The organism is Micromonospora sp. NPDC051196 (assembly GCF_040682415.1).
Classification (GTDB): Bacteria; Actinomycetota; Actinomycetes; order Mycobacteriales; family Micromonosporaceae; genus Micromonospora.
Genome location: NZ_JBFBAY010000027.1, coordinates 16025 through 38530 on the forward strand (window position 1 = coordinate 16025; position 22506 = coordinate 38530).

21 protein-coding genes and 1 pseudogene are annotated in these 22506 nt (G+C 66.4%); 16 read left to right on the top strand and 6 right to left on the bottom strand.

Features of this window, described 5'->3' with window-relative positions; genetic code table 11:
* Positions 1-213: 213 nt before the first annotated feature.
* The 5 genes from AB0M35_RS27855 to AB0M35_RS27875 form a co-directional block, all read right to left on the bottom strand.
* Positions 214-1059 carry a hypothetical protein gene (locus AB0M35_RS27855; RefSeq protein WP_363749055.1) on the bottom strand — a complete coding sequence of 282 codons (846 nt, stop codon included), beginning with the start codon at positions 1057-1059 and terminating at the stop codon, positions 214-216.
* 462 nt (positions 1060-1521) lie between these two features.
* Positions 1522-1758 (bottom strand): hypothetical protein, encoded by a 237-nt coding sequence (locus AB0M35_RS27860; protein ID WP_363749057.1) that lies wholly within the window; start codon positions 1756-1758, stop codon positions 1522-1524.
* A gap of 214 nt (positions 1759-1972) precedes the next feature.
* Complete coding sequence (locus tag AB0M35_RS27865; protein WP_363749059.1) at positions 1973-2431, bottom strand: DUF296 domain-containing protein; 459 nt, start codon at positions 2429-2431, stop codon at positions 1973-1975.
* A complete protein-coding gene (locus tag AB0M35_RS27870) occupies positions 2424-3500 on the bottom strand; it encodes an asparaginase (RefSeq protein ID WP_363749061.1) in 1077 nt (358 codons plus the stop codon). Before AB0M35_RS27870 ends, AB0M35_RS27865 begins: the two co-directional genes overlap by 8 nt.
* A 45-nt stretch (positions 3501-3545) precedes the next feature.
* Entirely contained in the window at positions 3546-4937 is a 1392-nt protein-coding gene (locus AB0M35_RS27875) for an XRE family transcriptional regulator (RefSeq protein ID WP_363749063.1), read from the bottom strand.
* Positions 4938-5474: 537 nt separating this feature from the next.
* Between AB0M35_RS27875 and AB0M35_RS27880 the strand changes: the two genes are divergently transcribed.
* The 14 genes from AB0M35_RS27880 to AB0M35_RS27945 all read left to right on the top strand — a co-directional run bounded on the left by AB0M35_RS27880 (position 5475) and on the right by AB0M35_RS27945 (position 19924).
* Entirely contained in the window at positions 5475-6671 is a 1197-nt protein-coding gene (locus AB0M35_RS27880; protein WP_363749065.1) for an FAD-binding oxidoreductase, read from the top strand.
* A 55-nt stretch (positions 6672-6726) separates the two neighbouring features.
* Positions 6727-7377, top strand: a complete 651-nt coding sequence (locus tag AB0M35_RS27885; protein ID WP_363749067.1) for an N-acetyltransferase — start codon at positions 6727-6729, stop codon at positions 7375-7377.
* A gap of 102 nt (positions 7378-7479) precedes the next feature.
* Positions 7480-7860: a hypothetical protein gene (locus AB0M35_RS27890; protein ID WP_363749069.1), complete on the top strand. Its 381-nt coding sequence runs from the start codon at positions 7480-7482 to the stop codon at positions 7858-7860.
* A complete protein-coding gene (locus tag AB0M35_RS27895; protein WP_363749071.1) occupies positions 7857-9311 on the top strand; it encodes an APC family permease in 1455 nt (484 codons plus the stop codon). The genes AB0M35_RS27890 and AB0M35_RS27895 overlap by 4 nt, the downstream gene beginning before the upstream one ends.
* Before the next feature lie 324 nt (positions 9312-9635).
* Positions 9636-10295 carry a hypothetical protein gene (locus tag AB0M35_RS27900; RefSeq protein ID WP_363749073.1) on the top strand — a complete coding sequence of 220 codons (660 nt, stop codon included), beginning with the start codon at positions 9636-9638 and terminating at the stop codon, positions 10293-10295.
* Positions 10292-11476 (top strand): histidine decarboxylase, encoded by a 1185-nt coding sequence (locus AB0M35_RS27905; RefSeq protein ID WP_363749075.1) that lies wholly within the window; start codon positions 10292-10294, stop codon positions 11474-11476. The genes AB0M35_RS27900 and AB0M35_RS27905 overlap by 4 nt, the downstream gene beginning before the upstream one ends.
* On the top strand, positions 11473-12390 hold the full coding sequence (locus AB0M35_RS27910; protein WP_363749077.1) for a hypothetical protein: 918 nt from the start codon (positions 11473-11475) through the stop codon (positions 12388-12390). Before AB0M35_RS27905 ends, AB0M35_RS27910 begins: the two co-directional genes overlap by 4 nt.
* Before the next feature lie 71 nt (positions 12391-12461).
* Positions 12462-13598, top strand: a complete 1137-nt coding sequence (locus AB0M35_RS27915) for a class II histone deacetylase (protein WP_363749079.1) — start codon at positions 12462-12464, stop codon at positions 13596-13598.
* Positions 13599-14049: 451 nt separating this feature from the next.
* On the top strand, positions 14050-15165 hold the full coding sequence (locus tag AB0M35_RS27920) for a radical SAM protein (RefSeq protein ID WP_363749081.1): 1116 nt from the start codon (positions 14050-14052) through the stop codon (positions 15163-15165).
* A complete protein-coding gene (locus AB0M35_RS27925) occupies positions 15162-16058 on the top strand; it encodes a glycosyltransferase (protein ID WP_363749083.1) in 897 nt (298 codons plus the stop codon). Before AB0M35_RS27920 ends, AB0M35_RS27925 begins: the two co-directional genes overlap by 4 nt.
* 98 nt (positions 16059-16156) lie before the next feature.
* Positions 16157-17263, top strand: coding sequence for a radical SAM protein (locus AB0M35_RS27930; protein ID WP_363749085.1), 1107 nt, complete (start codon positions 16157-16159; stop codon positions 17261-17263).
* Entirely contained in the window at positions 17260-18564 is a 1305-nt protein-coding gene (locus AB0M35_RS27935) for a glycosyltransferase family 2 protein (protein WP_363749087.1), read from the top strand. The genes AB0M35_RS27930 and AB0M35_RS27935 overlap by 4 nt, the downstream gene beginning before the upstream one ends.
* 18 nt (positions 18565-18582) lie before the next feature.
* Positions 18583-19191, top strand: coding sequence for a hypothetical protein (locus AB0M35_RS27940; RefSeq protein ID WP_363749089.1), 609 nt, complete (start codon positions 18583-18585; stop codon positions 19189-19191).
* A gap of 49 nt (positions 19192-19240) precedes the next feature.
* Positions 19241-19924 carry a hypothetical protein gene (locus tag AB0M35_RS27945; RefSeq protein ID WP_363749099.1) on the top strand — a complete coding sequence of 228 codons (684 nt, stop codon included), beginning with the start codon at positions 19241-19243 and terminating at the stop codon, positions 19922-19924.
* Positions 19925-19967: 43 nt separating this feature from the next.
* On the opposite strand, the pseudogene AB0M35_RS27950 reads toward AB0M35_RS27945, so the two are convergent.
* Positions 19968-20291 (bottom strand): annotated as a pseudogene (locus AB0M35_RS27950) (SCO6880 family protein); the annotation flags it as partial.
* A gap of 194 nt (positions 20292-20485) precedes the next feature.
* Between AB0M35_RS27950 and AB0M35_RS27955 the strand changes: the two are divergent.
* Together AB0M35_RS27955 and AB0M35_RS27960 are read left to right on the top strand one after the other, a co-directional pair.
* The gene (locus AB0M35_RS27955; RefSeq protein ID WP_363749091.1) at positions 20486-21400 is read left to right on the top strand and encodes a phospholipase A2; all 915 of its coding nucleotides are present in this window, start codon (positions 20486-20488) and stop codon (positions 21398-21400) included.
* Positions 21401-21425: 25 nt separating this feature from the next.
* Positions 21426-22079, top strand: a complete 654-nt coding sequence (locus tag AB0M35_RS27960; protein ID WP_363749093.1) for a hypothetical protein — start codon at positions 21426-21428, stop codon at positions 22077-22079.
* The last annotated feature ends 427 nt before the right edge of the window (positions 22080-22506 follow it).

Here is a 22506-nt window from a genome sequence, read left to right on the forward strand (position 1 = left end):
ACGGTGCCGGGACGCGGGCTCGACGGACTTCACGTCCGTCGATGTCAGGGCAAAAGTGAACCAGACACGATCGCGGGGCGGAATGCGCTGATTCCGGTCAGGGTTGAATCGACCGGGATGCACCCTTTCCCGGTCAGGTCGGGCACCTTGCACCCCTCGATGCCCGAGACGCAAATCGGCCGCTACTGGCGTGAAGATGAAACAAACGTCCAGTTAGACCGGATTGATTGACCACAGTCCGTCAGCGGTCACCTGCACCAAGGCAGGCGCCTCCAACGGTCGCGTGCCCGAGTAGCCGCCGATCTCGTTGATTAGTAGACCTCCCATCCCCGTGTCTAGGCTGTACGCCTCTACCACGAAGTTGCTTTGCCCTTTCGAGTGTTTGATCCGCGCCGTGCTGGCGCTCCCGCCGAGGAGGATAACGTCGTCGCCGCGGCCGGATGCTTTCCCGCTGGGTGCTTTTGTAGCCAGTTGCTCGACGGAGCCGATCGTCAGCGTCCATTCGCCTCTGGTTTCCACCTCGAACTGCGTGGTGAGGGAATATTCCTCGAGGTTGATCCACCGCTTGCCGGTGTACGCACCGATCTCGTTTACGAGTAGCCCTTCGGGGCCGTCGGATTTCAAAACAGTGTTGCTGGAGCAGCGAGGGCAAGAAAATTTGACGACGCTCAGGTCGGTAAGGTCGCCGACTTTGATGACGTCGTCACCGCGCCCGCTATACACCTTGGGCTTCGGCGCTGCCGGCGGCGGTGCGCTGGTAGGTGGCGGGGCGCTGCTGGTCGACGGGGCTACGGATGGGGTGTTGCTGCTGGCACGGGCGGAAGAACTGGGGCTGGCGCTACTAGTGGCTGCACTGCTGGCAGGCTTGTTAGGTTCGTCGGTGGCGAGGTTCGCGATGGTGCCGATGCCACAGCAGAGCAGAAGTGCGACAGCGACGCCACTGGCCACCCACAGGAGGGGCTTGCGCTTGCGGCGGGTGGGGGTGAGCGGGCCGTATGGCACGTCGGGGGGAGGCGTGGGGGTGGGCTGTAGCGGTTCGGGTTGGGGAGGGTAGGTCAAGGAGACTCCTCGGGTGGGGGTTGGCCTGGTTGATGGTCGTGGCTGTGGTGGGACTGACGATGGTGTTGTCAGGTTGGCGACTGCGGGTTTGCCCGGTTGGGGTGGCTATCAACGACGGTTGCGGTGGATGTCTGACCATGGGCCGAATTCGCACAGGACATTCGTATTAAGGCGCTCATAGCCCATCCGGCTGGTACAGCCGGCCCCTCTGCGGTCGTGTCAGCAACCGGTTCAGCCTTGACCCCCTCTGCTCCGGGCGGTTTCCCAGATTCCACGGTGCTGCGGTTCTAGAAACCGTTGGCAGTGCCACGGTCCGCAGGAGGAGACCTCGAAGAGCGGCAGGCGCTCCGAACGTGGCCAGAGCAGGGCGCTAATCGTTCCGGCTGCAGCGCCTCGGATGCTGTTGAGGCTGGGTGTCAGCGGACTACCGTTATGGGCGCTGCCTCGCTTCTCGCGGGGAAGTCATGAGTCCTCGTCCGGGTCGGTGTCCTCGCTGGCGTACCAGCGGACCATCTCCAACACGTCGTTCGGGATGTCGGCATCAGCCCAGGCGGGCGGAAGGCCTCCTATCCAACGGAGAGATCGTGGAGCCGTCGCAGCGCCGCGTGCCTTAGCCTCGGCGGTGCCGACGGAGTCACTGATGCCGATCAGGATCGCGGAGGGGTACGCCTCGTGCACATCGTCCGGAATCTCACGCACGAGGTTCAGGAAGCGGCCCGTGTCTCCACCTGCAACGAACGGGATACGCCTTGGAGCGGCCGGCGGCCACGATCATCTGCGACGTGCATTCGCGATTCCCGAAGGCAGTTTCCTCTGTCCAACACCCAGATCCATGGGGATGCGTCAGTTTGGTTTCGGGTAGTCCCGCGCTGGCCAGGCATTGCGGAGAGATCTGCCGATGGCGGGCGGATCGTCAGCCGAAATGTAGTTGCGGCACGTCATACAGGTCGGTGTTCGGTAGCCGGCGCATGGTCGGTGATGTGACTTCGATGATGAGCATTTCGGTGAGGAACTGGACGTTGGCGTCTAGGAGGTGGCTGGTGTGGGCAGTGGCGCTGTGTTCCTTGAGTCCGGCGGTGATGTGGATGTGGGGGACGATTTTCTGGTTGGTGTCGTCCCAGGCGATGGTGCCGCCGCCGAGCGCTTCGATGTTGGTGAGGTCGACGTGGGTCCAGACGGGGGCGTCGGGGTTGTCGAGGCGTTGACAGGTGCCGACGATTCTGGCGGTGGAGAGGCCGGCGATGAACATGGGGATGTAGCCCTGCTTGATGTTGTGGGTGTGGCAGGCGTCGGTGAGGGCGCTGAAGAAGTCGTCGCCGTGGTCGAAGACCACGCCGATCATTCGTCCTGCGGTCAGGTCGTGGCTACGCATGTGGGGTTGCTGTCTCCGTCGGATCGCCGGTCAGGCTGGGCCAGGGCCAGGAGTCAGGTTCGTTGAGGCTGCCTGCGACGGTGACCGCGAGGGCGACGTCCTCTTGCGGGGTACCGGCGAGAAGCAGAGCGCGGAGCAGGATGCGAGCTTTGTAGGGGTGCAGCCAGCCGGCGGGGATGAGTCCTCGGGTGAGCAGGTCGCGTTCGGAGCCGGCGAAGCCGTACGTGTGGGTCAGTGTTGGTCCGGCCGTGGTGCGGGAGGCGAGGACGACCGGGATCCGTGCGGCGAGTCGGGTGAGGGTGTCGATGAGGGGTTCAGGCACGTGACCGGCGCCGAAGCCGGCGACGACGAGCCCGTCGCAGTGGGCGCCGACGGCGTCGAGAAGGGTGGGGTCGTCGTCGATGCTGACGGTGTAGAGGCCCACGCGTACGGGTTCGTCACTCGGGGTGGGGATGATGAGCCGGGACGGCACGCGGGTCAGCACCCGTACGGTGTCCTCGACCATGTAGCCGATGGGGCCGGTGTCCGGTGAACGGAACGCACCGCCGCTGGTGGAATGGGCCTTGATGACCCAGCGTGCGGCGTGGATCTCGTCGGCGAGTACGACAAGGCAGCCTTGCCCACGGGCGGCCGGGGATGCGGCCGTGCGGATGGCGGCAAGGAGGTTGGCGGGTCCGTCAGCGCCAGCCATGGTGGGGTTACGCATAGCGCCGGTGACCACTATCGGCTCGGGTCGCTGATGAAGCAGATCAAGCAGGTACGCGGTCTCCTCGATCGTGTCGGTGCCCTGAGTGACGACCACCCCGGTCGCGCCTGCTGCGAGCGCGCTCGTCACCGCGGCGACGAGCGCGACGATGTCGGCGAAGGTCAGGGATGCGCCAGGGCGACGGCGGAAATCCATTACCTCAATGCCGATTCCTGTCGAGGCCAGCCCCGGGACGGCGTCGACCAGGTCCTGCGCGGACAGGGTGGGGCTGACACCGCCGCCACTGCTGGTTGTCATGGCGATCGTGCCGCCCAGGCCGAACACCACCACCCTCGGCGTCGATGTTGTCGGGGTGGGAGACACAAGGTTTCCTTCCAGCAGTTGCGATTTGTGATGGACAGGAGCCTATTACGGCAGAGTGCCGATGAAGCGGCATGCTTGGTCGACCCCGTCGAGGGAGAGGAGACGGCTGCGGGGCTCGGCGAGCCCTGCGAAGCCGTACTGGCCGAGGTCGGCGCAGCGACGTTGCAGCCAACGCCAGTCGAGGTGCAGGTACTCAGCTAGCTGGCGCAATCGTCTCGCTGGCGTGTTGTCGGCAGTCGCGGAGTGAGCCTGCACGTGGCCGAGGGCATCGCGGTAGGCAGCGATGGTGCCGCGGTGATCGGTGACATCAACGTGCCAGAGCCCATCTGCACGAATCCAGGTGGCCTGGATCGCGCGCTGCTTGTCCATGACGAGCCCTGGCAGTGCGGCGTACTCCGGATCGTCGGTGACTGCGGTGCGGATGCCGAGGGATTCCATCAGAGCCATGGCGAGTAGCAGCAGAATCCGTTCAGAGATCGATGATGCGGCGACAGCCTGTGCCGGAAGGCAGAACATCCTGGTCGTCGGTTGCGAGGCGCGGCGAAACCGTTCGGCGCTCTCGCGCAGGTACCGCAGCTTGTGGCTGAACAACAACCAGGTGCTGGCTTCCTCCCCGCGCTGTTCCCGCGTCCAGTAGACGGGCATGTCGGACAGGACATGGTAGTGGCGGCGGATGTGGTCGGCGCAGAACACGGATCCAAGCCACAGTCGTGACGGCGGATCCAGGTCACCAGCGATGTCCCGGCTTGCGGCGGACCTGGTCATGTCTCGAAAGGCGGATGTCGCGGTGTGGGCGGCTTCTAGCCGGGCGTCGTCCAGCAGCAGCGACAAGTCGAGGTTCGCCACCGCCCACAGGACCCCGGCGGTGATCGCGTCGAGTTGGTACACACGCGGGATGAGTAGCCGGGCACCTCGACCCGCATCTACGAGGTGCCGGTAGGCCCGACGAGAGTCAAGCGCAAAGACACCGGCCCGCTCCGACGCGCCGACATGCCCGAGGATCAGCCGCCGCTGAACCGATCGCCGCCACAGCTGCTCGATGTCGCCACGGCTAATGGTTGCCAGGACCCGCCCGTCATCGACCGCCGGGTACACCTCGACGTCGATCGTCGTACCAGGGAAATGCTGACCTTGAGGAGCCGATATCGATCGGCCCAGGGAACGGTCGCGGTCAGACAGTAGATGGCGCCCAAGTGCGGAGGTTCCGAGTTGCAGCAAATCGCTGTCGGGAATCAGGCCGCATTGTGTTTCAGCTGGAGCGAGCTGCCTGCCAACGACTCCAGTCTGATGGCTGGCGGAGCGCCGGGGAATGTACAGGCCGAGATCCACGTCGGTGACGGTCCCAAGGACCATGCGTAAGGCGGCGCGGCGCTCCTCGCTGGGCCAACGGTGCTCGCCACGCTCAAGCTTGCCAACCCAACGGAAGTCGACGTACAAGGAGGCGAGTCTTCGGTCGGGGTAGAGAACGTCGAGTGCGGCGTTGACCGCATCGGCCAGTTCTGTCCGAGACATGCATTGCCTAGGCCGATGAGGCGACGGCAGCCGCTTACGTGCTTCAGTCAGCTGCGTGTTCGGCGTGGTCTCTGTATCCGGATGACGAGGCAAGGCACCTCCTGAGAACCATGCGGCTAGCGCCACTACAGACGGTGAGAGTGTGTACGCCGCATTGTGGAGTTCCCGCGACAGCGGGTTGTCCATGGCATCACGACGATTAGCTGTCGTCCTGTCGTTGCATCCCAAAGACTATTCATATCCGTGCGCCGGCTGGTTGCCGGGCTGTCCCAACATAAACCCGTCCAGCCCGCAGAATGCCGTGACTCTGCCGACGAATCTTTACGTCATGCCAGCTTACCGGCTGGTGAGGCTGTAGGTCGGAGCGTGAGGTGGGACCGGAGGTCGGCATTCCTTGTTGTGGGTTGTTCCGTGATCGTTGAACCGCCATCAGCTATCCGTCGTCGAGGAACAGCCGGAGCGATGACTGACCACATATTGCCGCACCTCTGCGCCCTCGTCGCGGATGACCGTGCCGCCGATCATTTCTGGGCGCATCTGGAGGACCGGAGTGTGCGGTTCCTTCCGCAGCGGCTCGCACCGATCTTTGTCTCGACGCTCGGCCAGGTGGTCGCGGGGCGGGGCGATCCGGCTGCCCGGCGGGCGGGGTTGGCGGTGTTGGGTCGTATGTGTCGCCGGTTCGATCTTCAGCCGTATCACGACACGTGTATCGCGGCGGCGATGGTGGACACGGTGCGCCGCTTCGCGGCCGACGGTTGGGGGCCATCCACCCCGGGTGTGTGGGAGCGGGGGTGTCGGCGGGCGTTGCGGTTGGCGGCGCGGGCGGCGACGGTGGTGGGGGACGGCCCTCAGGTCACCGTCGGTGAGGTCGAGACCGGTGAGTCGGTGTCGGCTGGTGTGGTGGTGTTGACGGTACGGCCGATGCGGCGGCTGCGGTTCCTGCCGGGTCAGGCGTTGCCGGTGTGTACGCCTCGGCTGCCGGGGCGGTGGCGGTGGTTGTCGCCGGCGAATGCTCCTCGCGCGGACGGGACGGTGGAGTTCCACGTCCGGAAGGTGCCAGGCGGTGAGGTGTCGCCGGTGCTGGTGGAGCAGGTCAGGCCGGGGGAGTTGCTGTGGTTGGGGCCGGCGTGTGATGTCGGGTTGTCGGTGGAGCCAGCCGCTGGTGCTGACCTGCTGCTGGTCGCCGGTGGTACCGGGCTGGCGCCGCTGCGGGCGCTGGTGGAGCAGGTCGCCGCAGCCCCGACCGGGCGACAGGTGACGCTTGTGGTGGGGTCCCGCACACTGCTGGATCTGTATGACGCGGTCGCGTTGGACACCCTCGCCAGCGCCCACCGGGACTGGCTGACGGTGGTGTTGGCGTTCTCCGACGATCGTGATGTCGAACCGCACGCGCAGGCAGACGTGCTGACCATGGCGTCGGAGCATTACCGGCCGGGGCAGGTGGTGTATGTCTGCGGCCCACCGCAGCTGATCGCCGCTGCTCGACGGCGTCTGCCTCAGGCCGGCGTCACCTCGAACGACCTGCACCTGGCTGCCACCTTCGACCGCGCCATCGACGCCGACTGGTCGATGAGCCGTCAGCGGGCCACGTCGGCGGGGCCGGCACCGGCCCGCGACGACAGGGGATGCGGGGATCTTCATGGGCTTTCGGGGAGCTGACATGCGGCACACGGAAACTGGTGTTCGTCGTGCGACCGGTGAAGATGCGGCCGCCATGTCCACACTCCTGGCCGGGGCGCTGATGACCGGCCGGTTGAGTGTCTGGCTGGTACCCGATCCGGCCGACCGGCCGAACATCATGCGGCAGTACGCCGAATTTGTGGTGGCGCAGGGGTTGGCGCACGGCACAGTCGACACCACCGACGACCACACCGGCGTTGCGGTCTGGTACCCGCGGTCGGCACCACCACCGGCGGTGCAGCAACGAGACCTGGAGCCGATGCTCGGCCCGCACACCGCCCGGTTCGCCCTGCTGCACGCCTACGCCGACACGGTGCACCCGTTCACCGCCCATCACTACCTCGCCCACCTGGCCGTGGCCCCCCGCCTCCATCAGGCAGGGGTGGGCAGGGCGTTGCTGTCCAGCCACCACCGGCTGCTGGACGCGGCACAGCTGCCGGCGTATGCGGAGGTGAGCACCAGCCGCCCCCGGGACGGGCTGCTCGCCGCCTGCGGCTATCAGCCCCGGTCACCGATCCTGCTGCAGCGGGGCGGTCCCGTGGTGTGGCGGATGTGGCGGCCACCCGCCCACCCCGACCAGGCCGAGACACCCGGAACCGGGCTGCCGCGACGGGTCCGTGTCCACCGCATCGCGACACCGTTTCGCGGCACGCTGCTGCGGGCGGCACCACCAGGCCCGCCATGAGCCGCCGGCGCTGACATCACACCGTTCACCTGCTGACGGTCGACCCCGTTCGCCCAGCAGGCCGACTCGTCGTACCCACATGTCGACAGGAGGGTTCTGCTCATGCTGACCGTGATCACCCGCCCCACCACCACACCACTGCGGCGGAAACGGCCCCAAGGATGGCGGGCTGTGCGCCGACAGGGCCGGTGCGCCGCTGGTGGCGTCCCGCAGACCGGCGGCAACACACCCCACTACCGGTGGGGATACGCGATCCGTCGTGACTGGCCCGACGGCACCCACGACCTGTTCGGCTTCACCCCCGACAAGGACACCGCCGAACGGAACCTCACCCGCGACCACACCTACTGGCGCTCAGGCCCGATCCGGCCGGCAGCCGTGTTCATCGTCGCCGCCCACACCACCGACGTGGACCGGCACCCCGTCGACGGCTGCCGCAACCCGTCATGCCCCAACTCGCCTCAGCGGGGTGAACAGCGGTGACCGCGCACGTGCAGGTGGCCCTCGCCCGCCGGACGCTGACACCAGCCGCACTGTGGATGTTCGGTGCGGCAGCATCAGCACCGATGGTCGTCCTCGTCGGCGGAATCACCGCGATCTACGCCACCACCGGCGTGACCGCACTACCACTGACGTTCCTGCTGGTAGCAGCCACCATGGCGATACTCGCCGTCGGATACACCACCATGGCCCGCCAGATCGGCCACCCGGCCGCCTACTACGGCATCCTCGCCCACGGCCTCGGCCGCAGCTGGGGAGTGGCCGGCGGCGCGGTCGCCCTGGTCGCCTACAACGCCATCCAGATCAGCCTCTACGGCCTCCTCGGCGCCACCCTCGCCGCCCACCTCGGCGGCACCTGGTGGGTATGGGCGGGCATCGCCGTGACCGTCGTAGCGGTGCTGGGCGTACGAGCGATCGTCCTGTCGATCCGCGTCCTCGCCGTCGTGCTGACCGTGTCACTGCTGATCGTCGCCGCGTTCGTCATCGCAGGCACCGCACAACCAGCCGACGGCCTGTCCTGGGCAGGCTTCCACACCTCCGGCCTGATGGTCGGCGGCATCGGCGGAGCGATCGCATTCTGCGTCGCAGCGTTCACCGGCATCGACGCACCCGGCTCCTTCGTCGAAGAAGCCGTCCACCGCCGCGCCATCGGCCGCGCCACCATTCTCGGCGCACTCGCACTCGGCGGCGTCTACGCCGCCACCGCCTGGGCGATGGGAGTAGCCGTCGGCCCGCACACCATCGCCGACCTCGCCGCCCAACCCGACAGCAACCTACCGTTCACGATCCTCGGCCGCCTCGGTGACGGCTGGGTGGCCGCCGCCAGCATCGTGCTGATCTTCGCGATCGTCACATCGAAACTGTCATTCCACTGCGTCATCGCACGGTACGTGTTCGCCATGGCCCGCGAAGGAGTCCTCCCCGCCCGCCTCGCCGGAACCGACCACGGCACCCGGATCAACGCACCCCGCAGCGGCTCCCTCACCCAAACCGCCACCGCCGCCCTGGTCGTAGCCGGATTCGCGGTAGCCGGCTTCGACCCGCTCACCCAGATGTTCACCTGGCTGTCGAGCCTGGCCGCCGTCGGACTGCTGTCCCTCCTACTCGCCGCCTCGGTAGCCACCCTCGCCGCCCCACCCCACATCCGCGGCGACCGACCCCGCGCATGGGAATGGCGCATCGCCCCCGTCGTCGGCGTGTTCACCGGAGCAATCGTCCTCGTCGCGATGATCGGCAACATCGGCTCGCTACTCGGCGCCGCACCCGGCTCACTGTTCCCGCTGCTGCTACCCGCGATCATCCTCGGCGCCGCAATCGTCGGCGGGGCCTGGGCCGCGTACCTGCGCCACACCCGACCGCAGATCTACGCCGGCATCGGACGCGGCGTACCGGCAGCCAACGCCGTTCCCGACGCCATCACCATTGCGATCTGACAAGGCCACAGGATGATGACCCACGCCAGACACCCCGTCGGCCACGATGGTCCACCGGACCCGCTGCACCCCGGCTGGCGTCCGCCACCACCCGCCGACGTCCACCCGCCCGCCGCCTACGGGCCACCACCGGCAACCTACGGTCCCCGACCCGCCGGCTATCAACGGCCACCGCATCCCCCACCGCTACCTCCGCCGGCACCGCAACCTTCGTCCGCGCCAGTCGAAGAACCGGACGGGGAAACGGCCCGCCTGGAAAACCGCTGGTGGGCGGATCTGCGTAACCAAGTGGCGTTCCGCGCCAAACGGTTCAACGCCGGCCACATGACCGAAGCCGGCCAGCGGTACGGCACTCGCGAAGCCCTCGGCCCTCACGGTGTCCTGCTGTTCTTCACCTCCCTAGCACCCACCGAACCGCACGGCTATCGGCTGCACACCGCATGGCGGCTGTTCCTGTCCGCACCCGAGTCCGACGACCTGCCCCGCATGCTCGGCGACCTCACCAGGACCGCCGCCAGCCACATCGCCCAGGCGAGCGCCACCGGACACCGGTGGCATCCCCTCGGACCGCAACGCTCCATGGTCAACGGCGGCGACATGCACATCGCACCCGACGCTACCTACGTCGGCGTCGGCGTGAGCACCCTCGACTCCGACGACGGCCGCTGGTACCAGCTCGCCCGCACTCTGCGGGAACCGTCCGCCACTGGCTACCGCCGGTCGGTTTTCGACCTCAAAGGCCACTGCTACCTGCTGCTGACCGACGACACTGCCATCCACATCGACCGCAACCCCCACGCACCCCTGCACTACGACGGTGTCCGTAGCAGCAAACCCCTCGACGCCGACCGATCCGCCCACTGGCACAACCCCCACGCCAATCTCACCGACCAGGGCGACCACACCACCCGCGAGGTGTGGCGGAACCTCACCGGCCTGCACCACACCCTCACCAGCTACCTGACCGCAAGGCCGGTCACGTGACCCTCGACCTGGCTGTCGCCGCGGACCTCAGCCGCACACCCATCGACGTCACCGCCGTCCTCGACCACCTCGTCCAGCACGCCGACACCACCGCCGCGACGAGCATCGGCTACCCGGGCGCCGTCGACCTCGACCACACCGCCGTCATCACCCGCCTCGGCAACCGGCTGTGGAACAACATCGGCGACCCCCACGACACCGGGGGAGTAGCCCACACCCGCATCCTCGAACAAGCCGTCATCGCCTGGATCGCCGACCTGCTCGGCATGCCCGCCGACGACCGGTGGGGCTACGTCACCACCGGCGGCACCGAAGGCAACCTGTCCGCCCTCCACACCGCCTACCGCCGCTGGCCCACCGCCCGCATCTACTACTCCACCGCCGCCCACTACTCCATCCCGAAGATCGCCGACATGCTCGGCGCCTACAAGGCGGTCGTGGACGCCGGCCCGGACGGGGAGATGGACTACGAGCACCTGGCCGCGCAGCTGCGTCGGCGACGACGCTGGCCGGCGATCATCGTCGCCACCGCCGGCACCACCATGACCGAAGCCGTGGACGACACCACCCGCATCCGCACCATCCTCACCGAGTACGACATGGCCGGGCATCTGCATGTCGACGCCGCCCTGGCCGGTATCCCGCTCGCCCTCGACGGCCGACTGCGGCTAGACGACACCAGCGGCATCGGCAGCATCGCCGTCTCCGGCCACAAGTTCCTCGGCACGCCCACCCCCTGCGGGGTAGTGCTCATCCGCGACAGCGCCCGCAAACCCCGCACCCGCATCGCCTACACCGGCACCACCGACACCACCGTCACCGGCTCCCGCTGCGGCCTGGCCGCCGCCCTGCTCTGGCACGCCATCGCCACCCACGGCCGCGAAGGCCACCGCTGGCGGGCCGCGGAAGCCCGCCGCCTCGCCGGCTACGCCGTCGACCAGATCCGAGCCACCGGCTGGCCCGCCTGGCGACACCAGCACGCCTTCACCGTCGTCCTACCCACCCCACCCGAACCCGTACGCATCAAATGGCTCCTCGCCACCCACGACCGCACCAGCCACATCGTCTGCATGCCCGGCATCACAAAGGGGCAGATCGACGCCCTCGCCGCCGACATCACCGCCGCCACCCGCACACCCATCCCACATCCCCGCTCACCAATCGACGAAGGCACCCCATGAGCTTGCGCCCCGGCATCATCCCCAGCCGCCGCACCACCAGCCGCCGGCTGGTCGGCATCTTCCTCGCCATCACCCTGCTCACAGGCTGCCAGCCCGGCAGCACTACCACGGCAGCACCCAGCCCCACCGGGCCGGCAGCGCCTGCATCCGCCACGCCCGCACCCGCCACGCCCACCCCCGGTACGGCTACCGCCCCTGGCCTCACCGCCCCGCAGCGGCTGACCACCCTCGCCGCCACGATCACCGCCGCACCCGGCGACCACACCACCGACCTTCCCTACACCTACCTGCACACCCAATCCTGGGCCCGCGCCACCAACCACATCAGACGCCTCGACCTACGCCAATGGCGACACCAGAAAACCGGCTCCGGCCGGGAGATCACCCGCCGACTACCCGACCTGCCCGGACTACGCCATCAACCCACCCCCACCGACGTCAACGCATTCGCCGACGCACCCGCCCATCAGACCCGGCACTCACAGGGCCTCGCTCCGTACCTACCGGAACCGCTACCCACCGACCCCACCGTGCTCGCCGCCGCGCTCGCACCACCCGCCCTCGCCCACGAAACCGCCTACCCCCGCCTGCTCGCCAACGGCATCGTCGCCCTCGCCACGCACCAATACCTCACCCAGCAAGACCGGGCTGCGACCCTGCGCATCCTCGCCACCATCCCCGGCATCCGCTACGAAGGCGAAAACCGCGACCCCGCCGGACGTACCGGCCTGACCTTCACCGTCACCGCCGACCACAGCACCTGCACGCTGACCTTCAACCCCACCACCGGCGAGCTGCTCGCCGCCCAGGAAACCATCACCCAAGGCCGACCCGGACTCATGTCAGCCGTACTCATCCTCCACCGCGGCCACACCACCACCGACAACCAACCACCCCCCAACCACGTCACCTGAAGCGCTCACCCGCACCTCCCTAACTGTCCGAGCCCCAGCAAGGCCGACCCACTCGCGGAGGCGATTCGTCCATGACGACCGGCTACGTCTTCCACCCCGAGTACCTGTGGCACGACACCGGCACCAGCGCGGGTCTGATGCCCGCCAACCCACCCGCAGGCATACAGCCCGCCGTGCACATCGAGAATCCCGAGGCCAAACGACGCGCCCACGAACTGATCCACGCTTCCGGACTCCTCGCCGAACTGACGGTCATCGAGCCCCGCCGGGCCACCATGGCGGAACTCCTGCGCGTCCACACCGGCGGCCACATCCAACACATCAAGACCCAGAGCGACCTGCGTAGGGGAGGCGACGCCGGGGACGGCTTCTCGCCAGTGGGCCCCGGCAGCTACGAGATCGCCCGCCTCGCGGCCGGCGGGCTGATCGAACTCGTTACCGCCGTAGCACGCGGTGCGGTCACCAATGGGTACGCGCTGACCCGCCCGCCCGGACACCACGCCACCGCCGACCTCGGAATGGGCTTCTGCCTGTTCAACAACATCGCGGTCGCCGCCCGGCACGCGCAGGCGGAACTCGGCTTGCCGAGGATCGCGATCGTGGACTGGGACGCCCACCACGGCAACGGCACCCAGTCCATCTTCTACACAGACCCGAACGTGCTCACCATCTCCCTGCACCAGGCGGGGTGTTTCCCACCCGACTCCGGCTGGATCCGCGAGAACGGCGCAGGCGACGGCACCGGTTACACCATCAACGTGCCGCTACCACCCGGCACCGGTCACGCCGGCTACCTGCACGCGATGACCGAGATCGTCCTTCCCGCCCTCGAACGTTTCGCACCCGACCTGATCCTGCTCGCCAACGGCTTCGACGCCAACGTCTTCGACCCCATGGCGAGGCAGATGCTCACCGCCGACTCCTACCGTGCGATGACCCGCATGCTCACCGACGCGGCCGATCGGCTCTGCCACGGCCGGCTCGTCGCCGCCCACGAAGGCGGCTACAGCCCCTTCTACGTCCCGTACTGCGCTCTGGCGTTCCTCGAAGAACTCGCCGGCACCACGACCCGCGTCACCGATCCCTTGGCCGCCGTCGTCGCCGACTACGCAACCGAACCTCTCCAGCCCCACCAGAAGGCCGTCATCGACGAAGCGGCCCAACTCGTACTGCGGATCGGCACCCACGAGATCGCAGCCGCTTCCTGACGGCCCGGCCAACCCTGGCGGCGACTTTCGCTCTACATCGGCCGTCTACCTACGCCCGACCCCTGGCTAACCGCCTAAACCCGGGCGGCTGGGAAACCCGGTAGCTCTCAGCAGTCCACACCCGGTAGTCGCCGTGCGGCGGCTACTCGACCGGCCGCAGGACGCGGCAACGTCCAGCAGCCGGTACCCCGGGCCGGCGGCAGCGGGCATCCCCCGTCCTTCTGCCGCCGGCCACCGGGCCAGGACGGGCGGAACAGGGCTGCAACGCCGATGCTGGCCGTTTGTTCGGAGTCGGAAAGGTGTTTGACCAATCCGAGCCGACGGGAGTAGCGAGTGGCATAGATGACTGATGCGCGATCCGCCGCTGATCGAGCCGTCGAGACCACCGGAACAGTGGTCACGATTGGCCGTACATAGATGCAAGGGTCGATGCCAGCGCCAGCGACGGGAGATGTTCTCGATGCAGACACATGCTCGCCAGCTCAAGCAGTTCGTGCTGAAACCCACCGTCTACTGCTACCACAAATGCCCGTACTGCGACCTTCGGCAGGATTTCTACACAGGGATGGTCGCAGAGCGAAAGCAAGCTCTCAAGATCGTACCTCGTCAGGCCGGCGTCCGTATGCCCAACCCAGGGCACATGCCCCTGGACATGGCATTACGCACGATTGACGAGGCTGCCGCCCTGGGGATGGAAGAGCTACAGCTCAGCGGCGGCGACCCGCTGCTGTACCCCCACCTCATCGACGTGATCAAAGCAGCGAAGAGGCATCCCGGCGTATTTGTTCTCATGAACTCGGTCGGCACCGGTGTCACGGTGGACAAAGCCCGGGAGATCATCGATGCCGGGCTCGGCGCGTGGAACTTCTCCGTGGACACCCTGGACCCCGTGAGGTACGAAAAGCTTCGTGGCGTCCGCAACGCGCTGCCCGCGATCATGAAGGCTATCGAAGTGGTGCGTGAGGCAGGCTCGGACGCCCCGGAATTCCGCATGAACTACATGTGCGTCATCACCCGGCACAATTTCCGGGAGATCCCCGAACTGGTCGCCCACTGCGTGGACACAGGTATCGCATCGATCCATTTCATGAACGTATACGGCGACAACACCGGCGCATCGCTGCTGACCGTGCCGGAGATCAACGAGTTCCGCGACCAGGTCGTACCCGCGATCCATGCGGTGCTACGTGCCAAGGACGTACCGGAGATCGTCCAGGCCAACGCCGAGTACGTGATGGGCACCTTCTTCTCTCGGGAGAATCCGGACGAGAACTACGCCCAGGGCATCTACTGGCCGGACACGGCATCGGTCAAGGCGGCCTGCCGGCTCCCGGACTTCTACACCCTCATCGAGCCCGACGGCTCCGCGCTGCCCTGCTGCCTCGTGGAGATCTCGCACGTCGGCATCGTCGGCAACGTCATGGACACGCCATTGGCCGAGGTGTGGAGCGGCGAGGCTTTCGAGCAGTTCCGTGAAAAGCGCATCCCGTTCTGCCAGCGGTGCTCGTCACCGCGGAACATGACCCTCGGCCTCGTCCCCAACATGTGCCGGCAGTTCCGCCCATGACCGAGGACCCCCTCGCCACCGTGGTGGTACCGGTCAAGGACGACGAGCGGATCTACCGGCTCGTCGACAGCTTGCGGCACCAGACCCTGCCGCGCGACCGCTACGAGGTCATCGTCGTAGAGAACGGCAGCCAGCGATTCGGTGACCTGGCCGACGCCAGCGACGTGATCCGGTACCTGCATCTTCCGGATGCCAACTCAGCGGCGGCGAGGAACGCCGGTCTGGCCGTGGCACGTGGCCGGTACCTGCTGCTCACCGACGCGGACTGTGTGGCCGATCCGCCGTGGGTCGAGCGCATGACGGCGGCACTAGAGGAAGGGCCGGCGTCGGTCATCGGTGGCGTGATCCGCCCGTACGCGCCGAAGACCTGGACACAGCGGCACGCGATAACGATCGTCAACGGCCAAGACAGGCTCAACTACCTTCCGGCGCTGCACCTGCCGTACGTGGCGGGGGCCAACGCGGGCTTCGTGACCGCCCGCCTGCGCGAGGTCGGCGGGTTCGACGAAGACCTCCGCTCGGGCAACGACGTGGATATCTGCTACAAGCTCGGCCTCACGGGCAGCACCACCGCGATCGTGCCCGACGCGGTGGTGTGGCACGAGGACCGACCCACGGTGCGGGCGCACTTCCGCCGGTTCCGGTTCTACGCCATCTACCAGGTGCTCCTGTTCGCCAAGTACAAGCAGCACTCCGGCAAGCGGGTCGTGTTCGACCCATACCCATTCCGGCGTGCCGCGCAAGCGATCCTCGACAGCCCTCGCGCGGCGGTACGACTCGTGCACGGGGACGTCGGCCCCGCCTCGCGGATGATCCTCCAACTCATCGAGGCCGCCGGAGTGCTCACGGGCGAGGTCGAAGGGGCCATCCGATTCCGACAGCTCTACCTGTAAGCGGACAACGAATCTGACGACAGACGAGGAGACAGCTCATGAGGTCAGCACCGCCGGCGACCGACTGGACCACGCAACGGCAGATCACCCGCCGAGGTGTGCTGTGGCTCGGGCTCACCTGCGACGTCCGGTGCAAGTTCTGCTACGACGAAAAGGTCTCCCTGAACGCGAAGGCATGGATGCCACCCACCGAGGCGCGGGCCGCCATCGACAAATTCCGCTACTTCTACCACAACGAATTTGTCGACTTCATGGGCGGCGAACCGACCCTGCACCCCAACGCGCTGGAGATCGTCCGCCACGCGGCCGACATCGGCCTGCGCCCGACGATGATCACCCACGGCATGCACCTGGCCGACATGGACCACGCACGCGCCTTCGCCGACGCCGGCATCCACGACTTCCTCGTCTCGATCCACGGCATCGGCGACACCGTACGGGAGATCCACGGCCGTGGCCGAGACAACTACGCCAAGCAGATCGCGGCACTGAACAACCTGCGCGAGCTGGGGATCCCGTTCCGTTTCAACGTCACAATGATCAAAGACAACCTGACTGAGCTGGAGGCCATCGCGGAGCTGGCCGGCCAGACGGGCGCCCGTGTTGTCAACTTCCTGACCTTCAACCCCTACTTCGAGTGGACCGCCGACCCGGAGATCCCATTCCAGGCGCGGCACTCCGAGATCGCCCCTCATCTGGCCCGCGCGATCGACCGATGCACCGCGCTCGGCGTGGAGGCGAACGTCCGATACATGCCACCCTGCCAGCTACCCGGCCACGAAGCACACGTCTACACCGGCTATCAACTGCCCTACGACCCGCACGAATGGGACTACAACTCCTGGTACGACACCGGACACGAAGGCGAGCCAGATCCGGCGTGGTACCTCGACGCCTCACGCAGGCAGCAGCAGCGCCACAACTACGTCCACGTCCCGGCCTGTGGCGACTGCGCGCTCCGCCAAGTCTGCGACGGCTTCCACGCGCAGTACGTCACGCGATGGGGCGCAGACGAGGCGCGCCCCTACGACAAGCCGCTGATCGACGACCCGACACACTTCGTCAAGCAGCAGCGCAAGATCCGCTACACGGGCACAGGCGAGCATAGCGGGGGAGCGGATGCAGAAGTGCTCGCCTCGACCCGGCTCGCCGTGGGCGATGACGGCAGAGCCGGTGTCAAACGGCAACGCCCGAGCCGCTCATGATCGCCACGGTGGTGATGCTGACGATCCTTGTGCGGCAGCTGTTCATCCTCACCGCGATCGTGCGGTCCACGGCATTCCTGACTGCCGCGCCGCATCCGGCGACGGTGGATGCGGCCGGGGAAAGGCCAGCCCTGTTCATCGTGATCCCGGTACTGCGAGAGACCGCCATCATCGCCGAAACGATCAAGCACATGGTGAGCCTCACAGAAGGGCACCGAGCACACGTCATCATCGTCACCACCGCCCGGGAGACCACCGAGCCATCGCCAGACGGCGACACCGCGACAATGGTGAAGGAACTCGCCACCTCCGGGAGGTTCACCCACCTGCACTATCCGCACACGGGCGGGCTCAAGGGCGATCAAGTGAACTTCGCCGCGAACCACTGCGCGTCAACCCTGCTCGCAGAGGAATCACCCGCAGACGCATACCTTCTCTGCTACGACGCCGACTCACGACCACCACTCGATGCGCTGACCCGCTTCGAAGCCGCCATCGCCGCCAATCCCAACGCACACGTCTTCCACCAGTCGTCACGGTTCGAGCTACGCGCGCCCATCCGCCGCGAGGACGGAGCGCTACGTGGCCTGACTCGGGCGGTGTGTGACGGCGGCGCACTGCGTGCGAACCGCTTCGTCCTCGGATTCGAGATACCCCGGCTGATCAACCGATCCAGCAGCGTAGGACGGCTCAAGCGCGCAGCCTGCTCATACGTATACGCCCACGTCACGGGACACGGACTGTGCGTCCGGCTGTCGTTCCTGCTGGACCACCCGCTGCCGGCCGGCTCGCCCATGGAGGACATGCAGTACAGCTTCCACCTGGGGTCGCACAACACCGAGATGGTGCCAGTCGCCAGCCTCGACCACGCTGCCGTCCCCGACACCATCACAGCCCAGGTCGAACAGGCGTCGCGCTGGTTCTTCGGACCGTCCCGCGCCCTGCGCTACCTCCGCCAACCGTCGACCAAACCCGGCACACGCGCACAGCTTCAAGCAGCCTCCGCACTCGGCTCGGCCGGCGAATGGCTCGGCTGCGCCATCACGGCCCCGGCAATCCTCGCCATGCTGTGCCTCGCCTCCGGGCCCCTCCAACTCGTGGCTGCCGCGGTCACCGTGATCTACCTCGCCCAACTCGTGGCCACCGACCGCACCCTCGGCGCGCCAGACAACCTACGGCGGCGCGTGATCCGTGTCCTGACCTGCCCCCTCGCCACCGTGCTGTTCGGCATCGGCGGACTCATCGGCGCCACCAACCTTGTGAAAGGAGGCTCCGGCATCGGGAAAACCGAGCGCCGGTAGACCATGAACTCACAAACTGTGATCGTTGCCGTCGAGGGCCCATGCTGCGCTGGCAAGACCACCCTCAGCCGAGGGTTGCTGAAGGCGCTGTCGCAGCTGACCATCGCACACGTGAGGTGCTATGCCGACTTTGTTGGCGGTGGCCGATTTCTTCCCAACCCCGTACCCCGAACCCTCGACGAAGACGCCGCCGGGCTCAAGGAGCTGATCCACATCGAGCGGGCGCGAACCGAGGCGGCGTTGCACGCCGAGAGCAACCTGATCTTGCTAGACCGGGGGCCGAACACCTTCCTCGCACATCGCCACGCCATCGAACAGGTCACCGGGCTGCAATGCTTCGGTCCCGCCCAGCGCGCCGTGGCCGAGGCACGCCTTCCATCCTGGCCCGATCTCGTACTATACCTAGACGTGCCGCAGGCGACGGTGCACGAGCGCAACCGGGGGAAGTTCCCCGACGACAGCATCTTCATCGACGCGCAGTTCAACGCAGGGATTCGGTCGTACTACACCGAGATGACCGGAGATCAGAAGATCATGTGGCTTGACGCGACGCTCGACCCCAGCGAGCTGGTCGAACTCGCCCAAGCCCAGGTCCGGGGCCTACTGACGACAGCCGCTGCGAACTAGGAGGGCCGCCCGCGTGATACAGGTGCCGCTAGCCGGCAAGGTCGTCTTCGTGGACTGGCACAGCGTCCTGTCACGCGACCCCTTCTGGATGTCAATACGCGAGAGCGCCACTCATCCACTGAAGGCGCAACTCGAAGCGAACCTAGCCGAGGTATTCAAGAGCAAGGCCAACGAGTGGATGAAAGGACTACTTTCCTCGGAAGAGATCATCAATTCTATGGATATCGAGCTTGATGGCCGATTCCGCGAGGACTTCCTCACGCGACGACTATACGTCGACTGCGCAAAGATGCGAGTCAACGCCGAGTTATTCGAAGCCCTCCGTAAAATCAAATCACATGTCCTGGTTGTCTTGGCAACTGACAATATGGACTGCTTTCTGCAGACGTTCGACCGAGCGCGGGCCAAGAGGCGTCGCCCTACCCCCCAGTCCGAGACACTGACGGACTGGGCGATCATACTCGACGACATCATCTGCTCCAGCGAAGTCGCAGCATTAAAGGCCGAAGACCCCCAACGCTTCTTCGGCCCCTGGCTCGCGGAACACGGCCTTACCTTCGCGGACGCTGCACTGATCGACGACCGCGCTGACAACTGCGCCGCATTCGCCGATCAGGGCGGCAAGGCGGTGCAATACAAGATGGGCATCGGTGACGTCCACGACGTACTGGATGCCTTGACCGCCTGGATGGAATCGGGAACGGTTGCACCCACCGCGCGGTATCGACGGTGATCGCGACCCAGCGCACGATCGGCACGTGGCCGAGGCCCGCCAGCCAACCACCCCAGTTCGACACCCACGCGGTTGCCGCTTCCGAATCGGCGAGCCAGGTGGACTGGGCGGCGCAGCGCAAGGTGACCGTCATGGTGCCGAGCCGCCGGCGCCACACCACACCACAGGTCTCACCGTGGCCGTCCTGAGCGGACAACAGCACCGTCGGGGCGAGCACACCGGGCAACTGCCAGGCATGTTCCTCGGCCGACATCACCCGCCGCGGTAGCTGGTGGGTGACGGTCAAGAAGGGCGCTGGCCGGCAGCCCACATCTGTCCGGAGAACGCATGCTCCGCCGAAGCGCCTTGTGGCGTAGCCGTGACTCATGAAACGTTGCCTGTCTAGGTACGTGTGCGCTGTGGCTGCTGATCAGCAGCACCGGCGTCGAACGCCATCTCTTGTACCAAAGTCAGCCTTACTAACTAAATTGCTACCTATGTCCCTTTTGTGAGTCCTTTTGTTGCTGGACCGTATCCGGCCTGACGGCGCCGCGTTAGGACGGCGAAGAGGGAAGGGATCCGATGAAGGACAGGTCTCAGCAAGTCGGTGCTCGCGGCCGCCGCGATCCGTTCGACAACGCCCGCGTAGCGCTACGCCGGTACTTGGCCGCTCTGATCGCGGCCGGTGCGCTGGCCGGAGTCATGGCAGTCGCCTCACCGGCCCAAGCCGTCAGCGCTGAACAGGTGCGGTACGCCGAGGAAACCATGATGCTGGGCAATTGGCAGTTCGCCGAGCGTAAGGCGGACTTTCTCGCCGCAGGCTGCGGCTCGATCGACCAATGCGAAAAGCCGGTCCCTTACCACCAGTTCGACTGGGATACCGACAGCTGCAGCGGGCCAGTCCCGGAAAGCTTGCGCAACCTGTTCCACCCGGCCTGTCAGCAGCATGACTTCGGCTATCGCAATTTCGGCAAGGGTCTGACGCTTGGGCGCGACGAGGGCACTCGCCGATGGATTGACGACCGAATGCAAGCCGAAATGAAGGATATCTGCAACTACCGCTTCAGTGATTGGCTGCAGTACGCAAACCTGCAGGTCTGCTTCAAGGAAGCTGAGGCGATGTGGCTTGCCGTCCGCCTCGCCAGCGACTGGAGTGAACCTCTCGATCAGACGTTCGCCGAGTCGGCAGACGACAGCCCGCCGGCGTCAAAGACCATCTTCCCGCAGACCACCGGCACCGGCACCCACACCTGGACGAACCCAGCGAACGCGGGTGGCACGCCAGGGCCGGTGATCCCGGCTGGCACAACCGTGGGGGTTGCCTGCCGCGTCGATGGCTTCCCAGTCGCCAACGGTAATTCTGCCTGGTATCTAATTGCGTCGAGCCCGTCGGACAACACGTACTGGGCGAGCGCGGATGCCTTCTCCAACAACGGAGACACTTCCGGTGGCCTGCGCGGCACGCCGTACTTCGACGATGACGTCCCGTACTGCTGAGTCGGGACATACCTCGGGAGACACGATGACTCTACCTGCTGAGGGCGGTCAGTCCCCTGGCGATCGCGACAAATTGGGCACCATGCTGGGTGTCGCTGGCGTGGTGCTGGCGGTCGTGGTCATGCTGTTCAAGCCCGCGCTGCCATACGAAGTCAACAGCGCTTTTGAAATGCTGCTCTTGCTCTGCTCTTCCGCTGCACTGATCTGGCTAATCTTCCTCTGCCTGCGGTGGTGGCAGCAGCATCAGCGCCCGCACGGGTTTCGGCGGGCCACCGCCCTCGCTGCGGTCTTCGGGTCGCTGTTAGCAATGACCGCTATGCAGATCGAGGAGACCGGAGTCCGCAGCGCGCACTGCGAGTTCGGCGTCCACGGTCTTGGCCTCGGCATGGTGTGGGCAAAGGTCGAACCCCGCGAGCCCGGCAAAAAGTATCAATTCACCGCGCGGTGGGGTCCTTGGGTTGGTCGTCCGAAGCCGGTCGTGCTGCACCAGAAAACGTACTTCACCTTCCTCAAGCGCGATATTTACAGCTCGGAGACCGTCGACGTAATGGTTGACCGTGACGCAAAGATCACCTGTGGCGACGGGCGTCCACCGTCTGACGAGGACCAGATCCACCTCAATGGCGCTGATTGGATCAACAACAGTAAACCCGCACCGCAGGTAGTCCAAGGGCGTTGAAATCGCAGTCCGCACGACGATGCGCGTTCTGCGGCGACACCGGCTTGACCAGGGAGCATGCGATACCCGGTGGCTAAGCGACGTACTGCCTGAACAAGCGCGATACCGGGGCCAAGACCAGGCGACCCTGCTCCTTCACCCTGAACACGCGATCGACGGTCCGTACCACCGGGAGATGGTGGAAACCTTCAACTCCATGACCGTCAAGGCGGTCTGCGGCCCATGCAACAACGGCTTCATGAACGACATTGAGCCTTTTCCAACCTGATCTTGCAGGTCAGGGACGGTGTGCGTAGCCCGCTGATCGATCAGGGCGAGGCTCCAGGTAAGACAGAGCCGTTTCCAACCTGATGGTGCAGGTCAGTGGCGTGGAGGAGGCCGGTAGCCGGGTGAGGTGAGGCTCCCGGTAAGACAAGCAATCGACCAA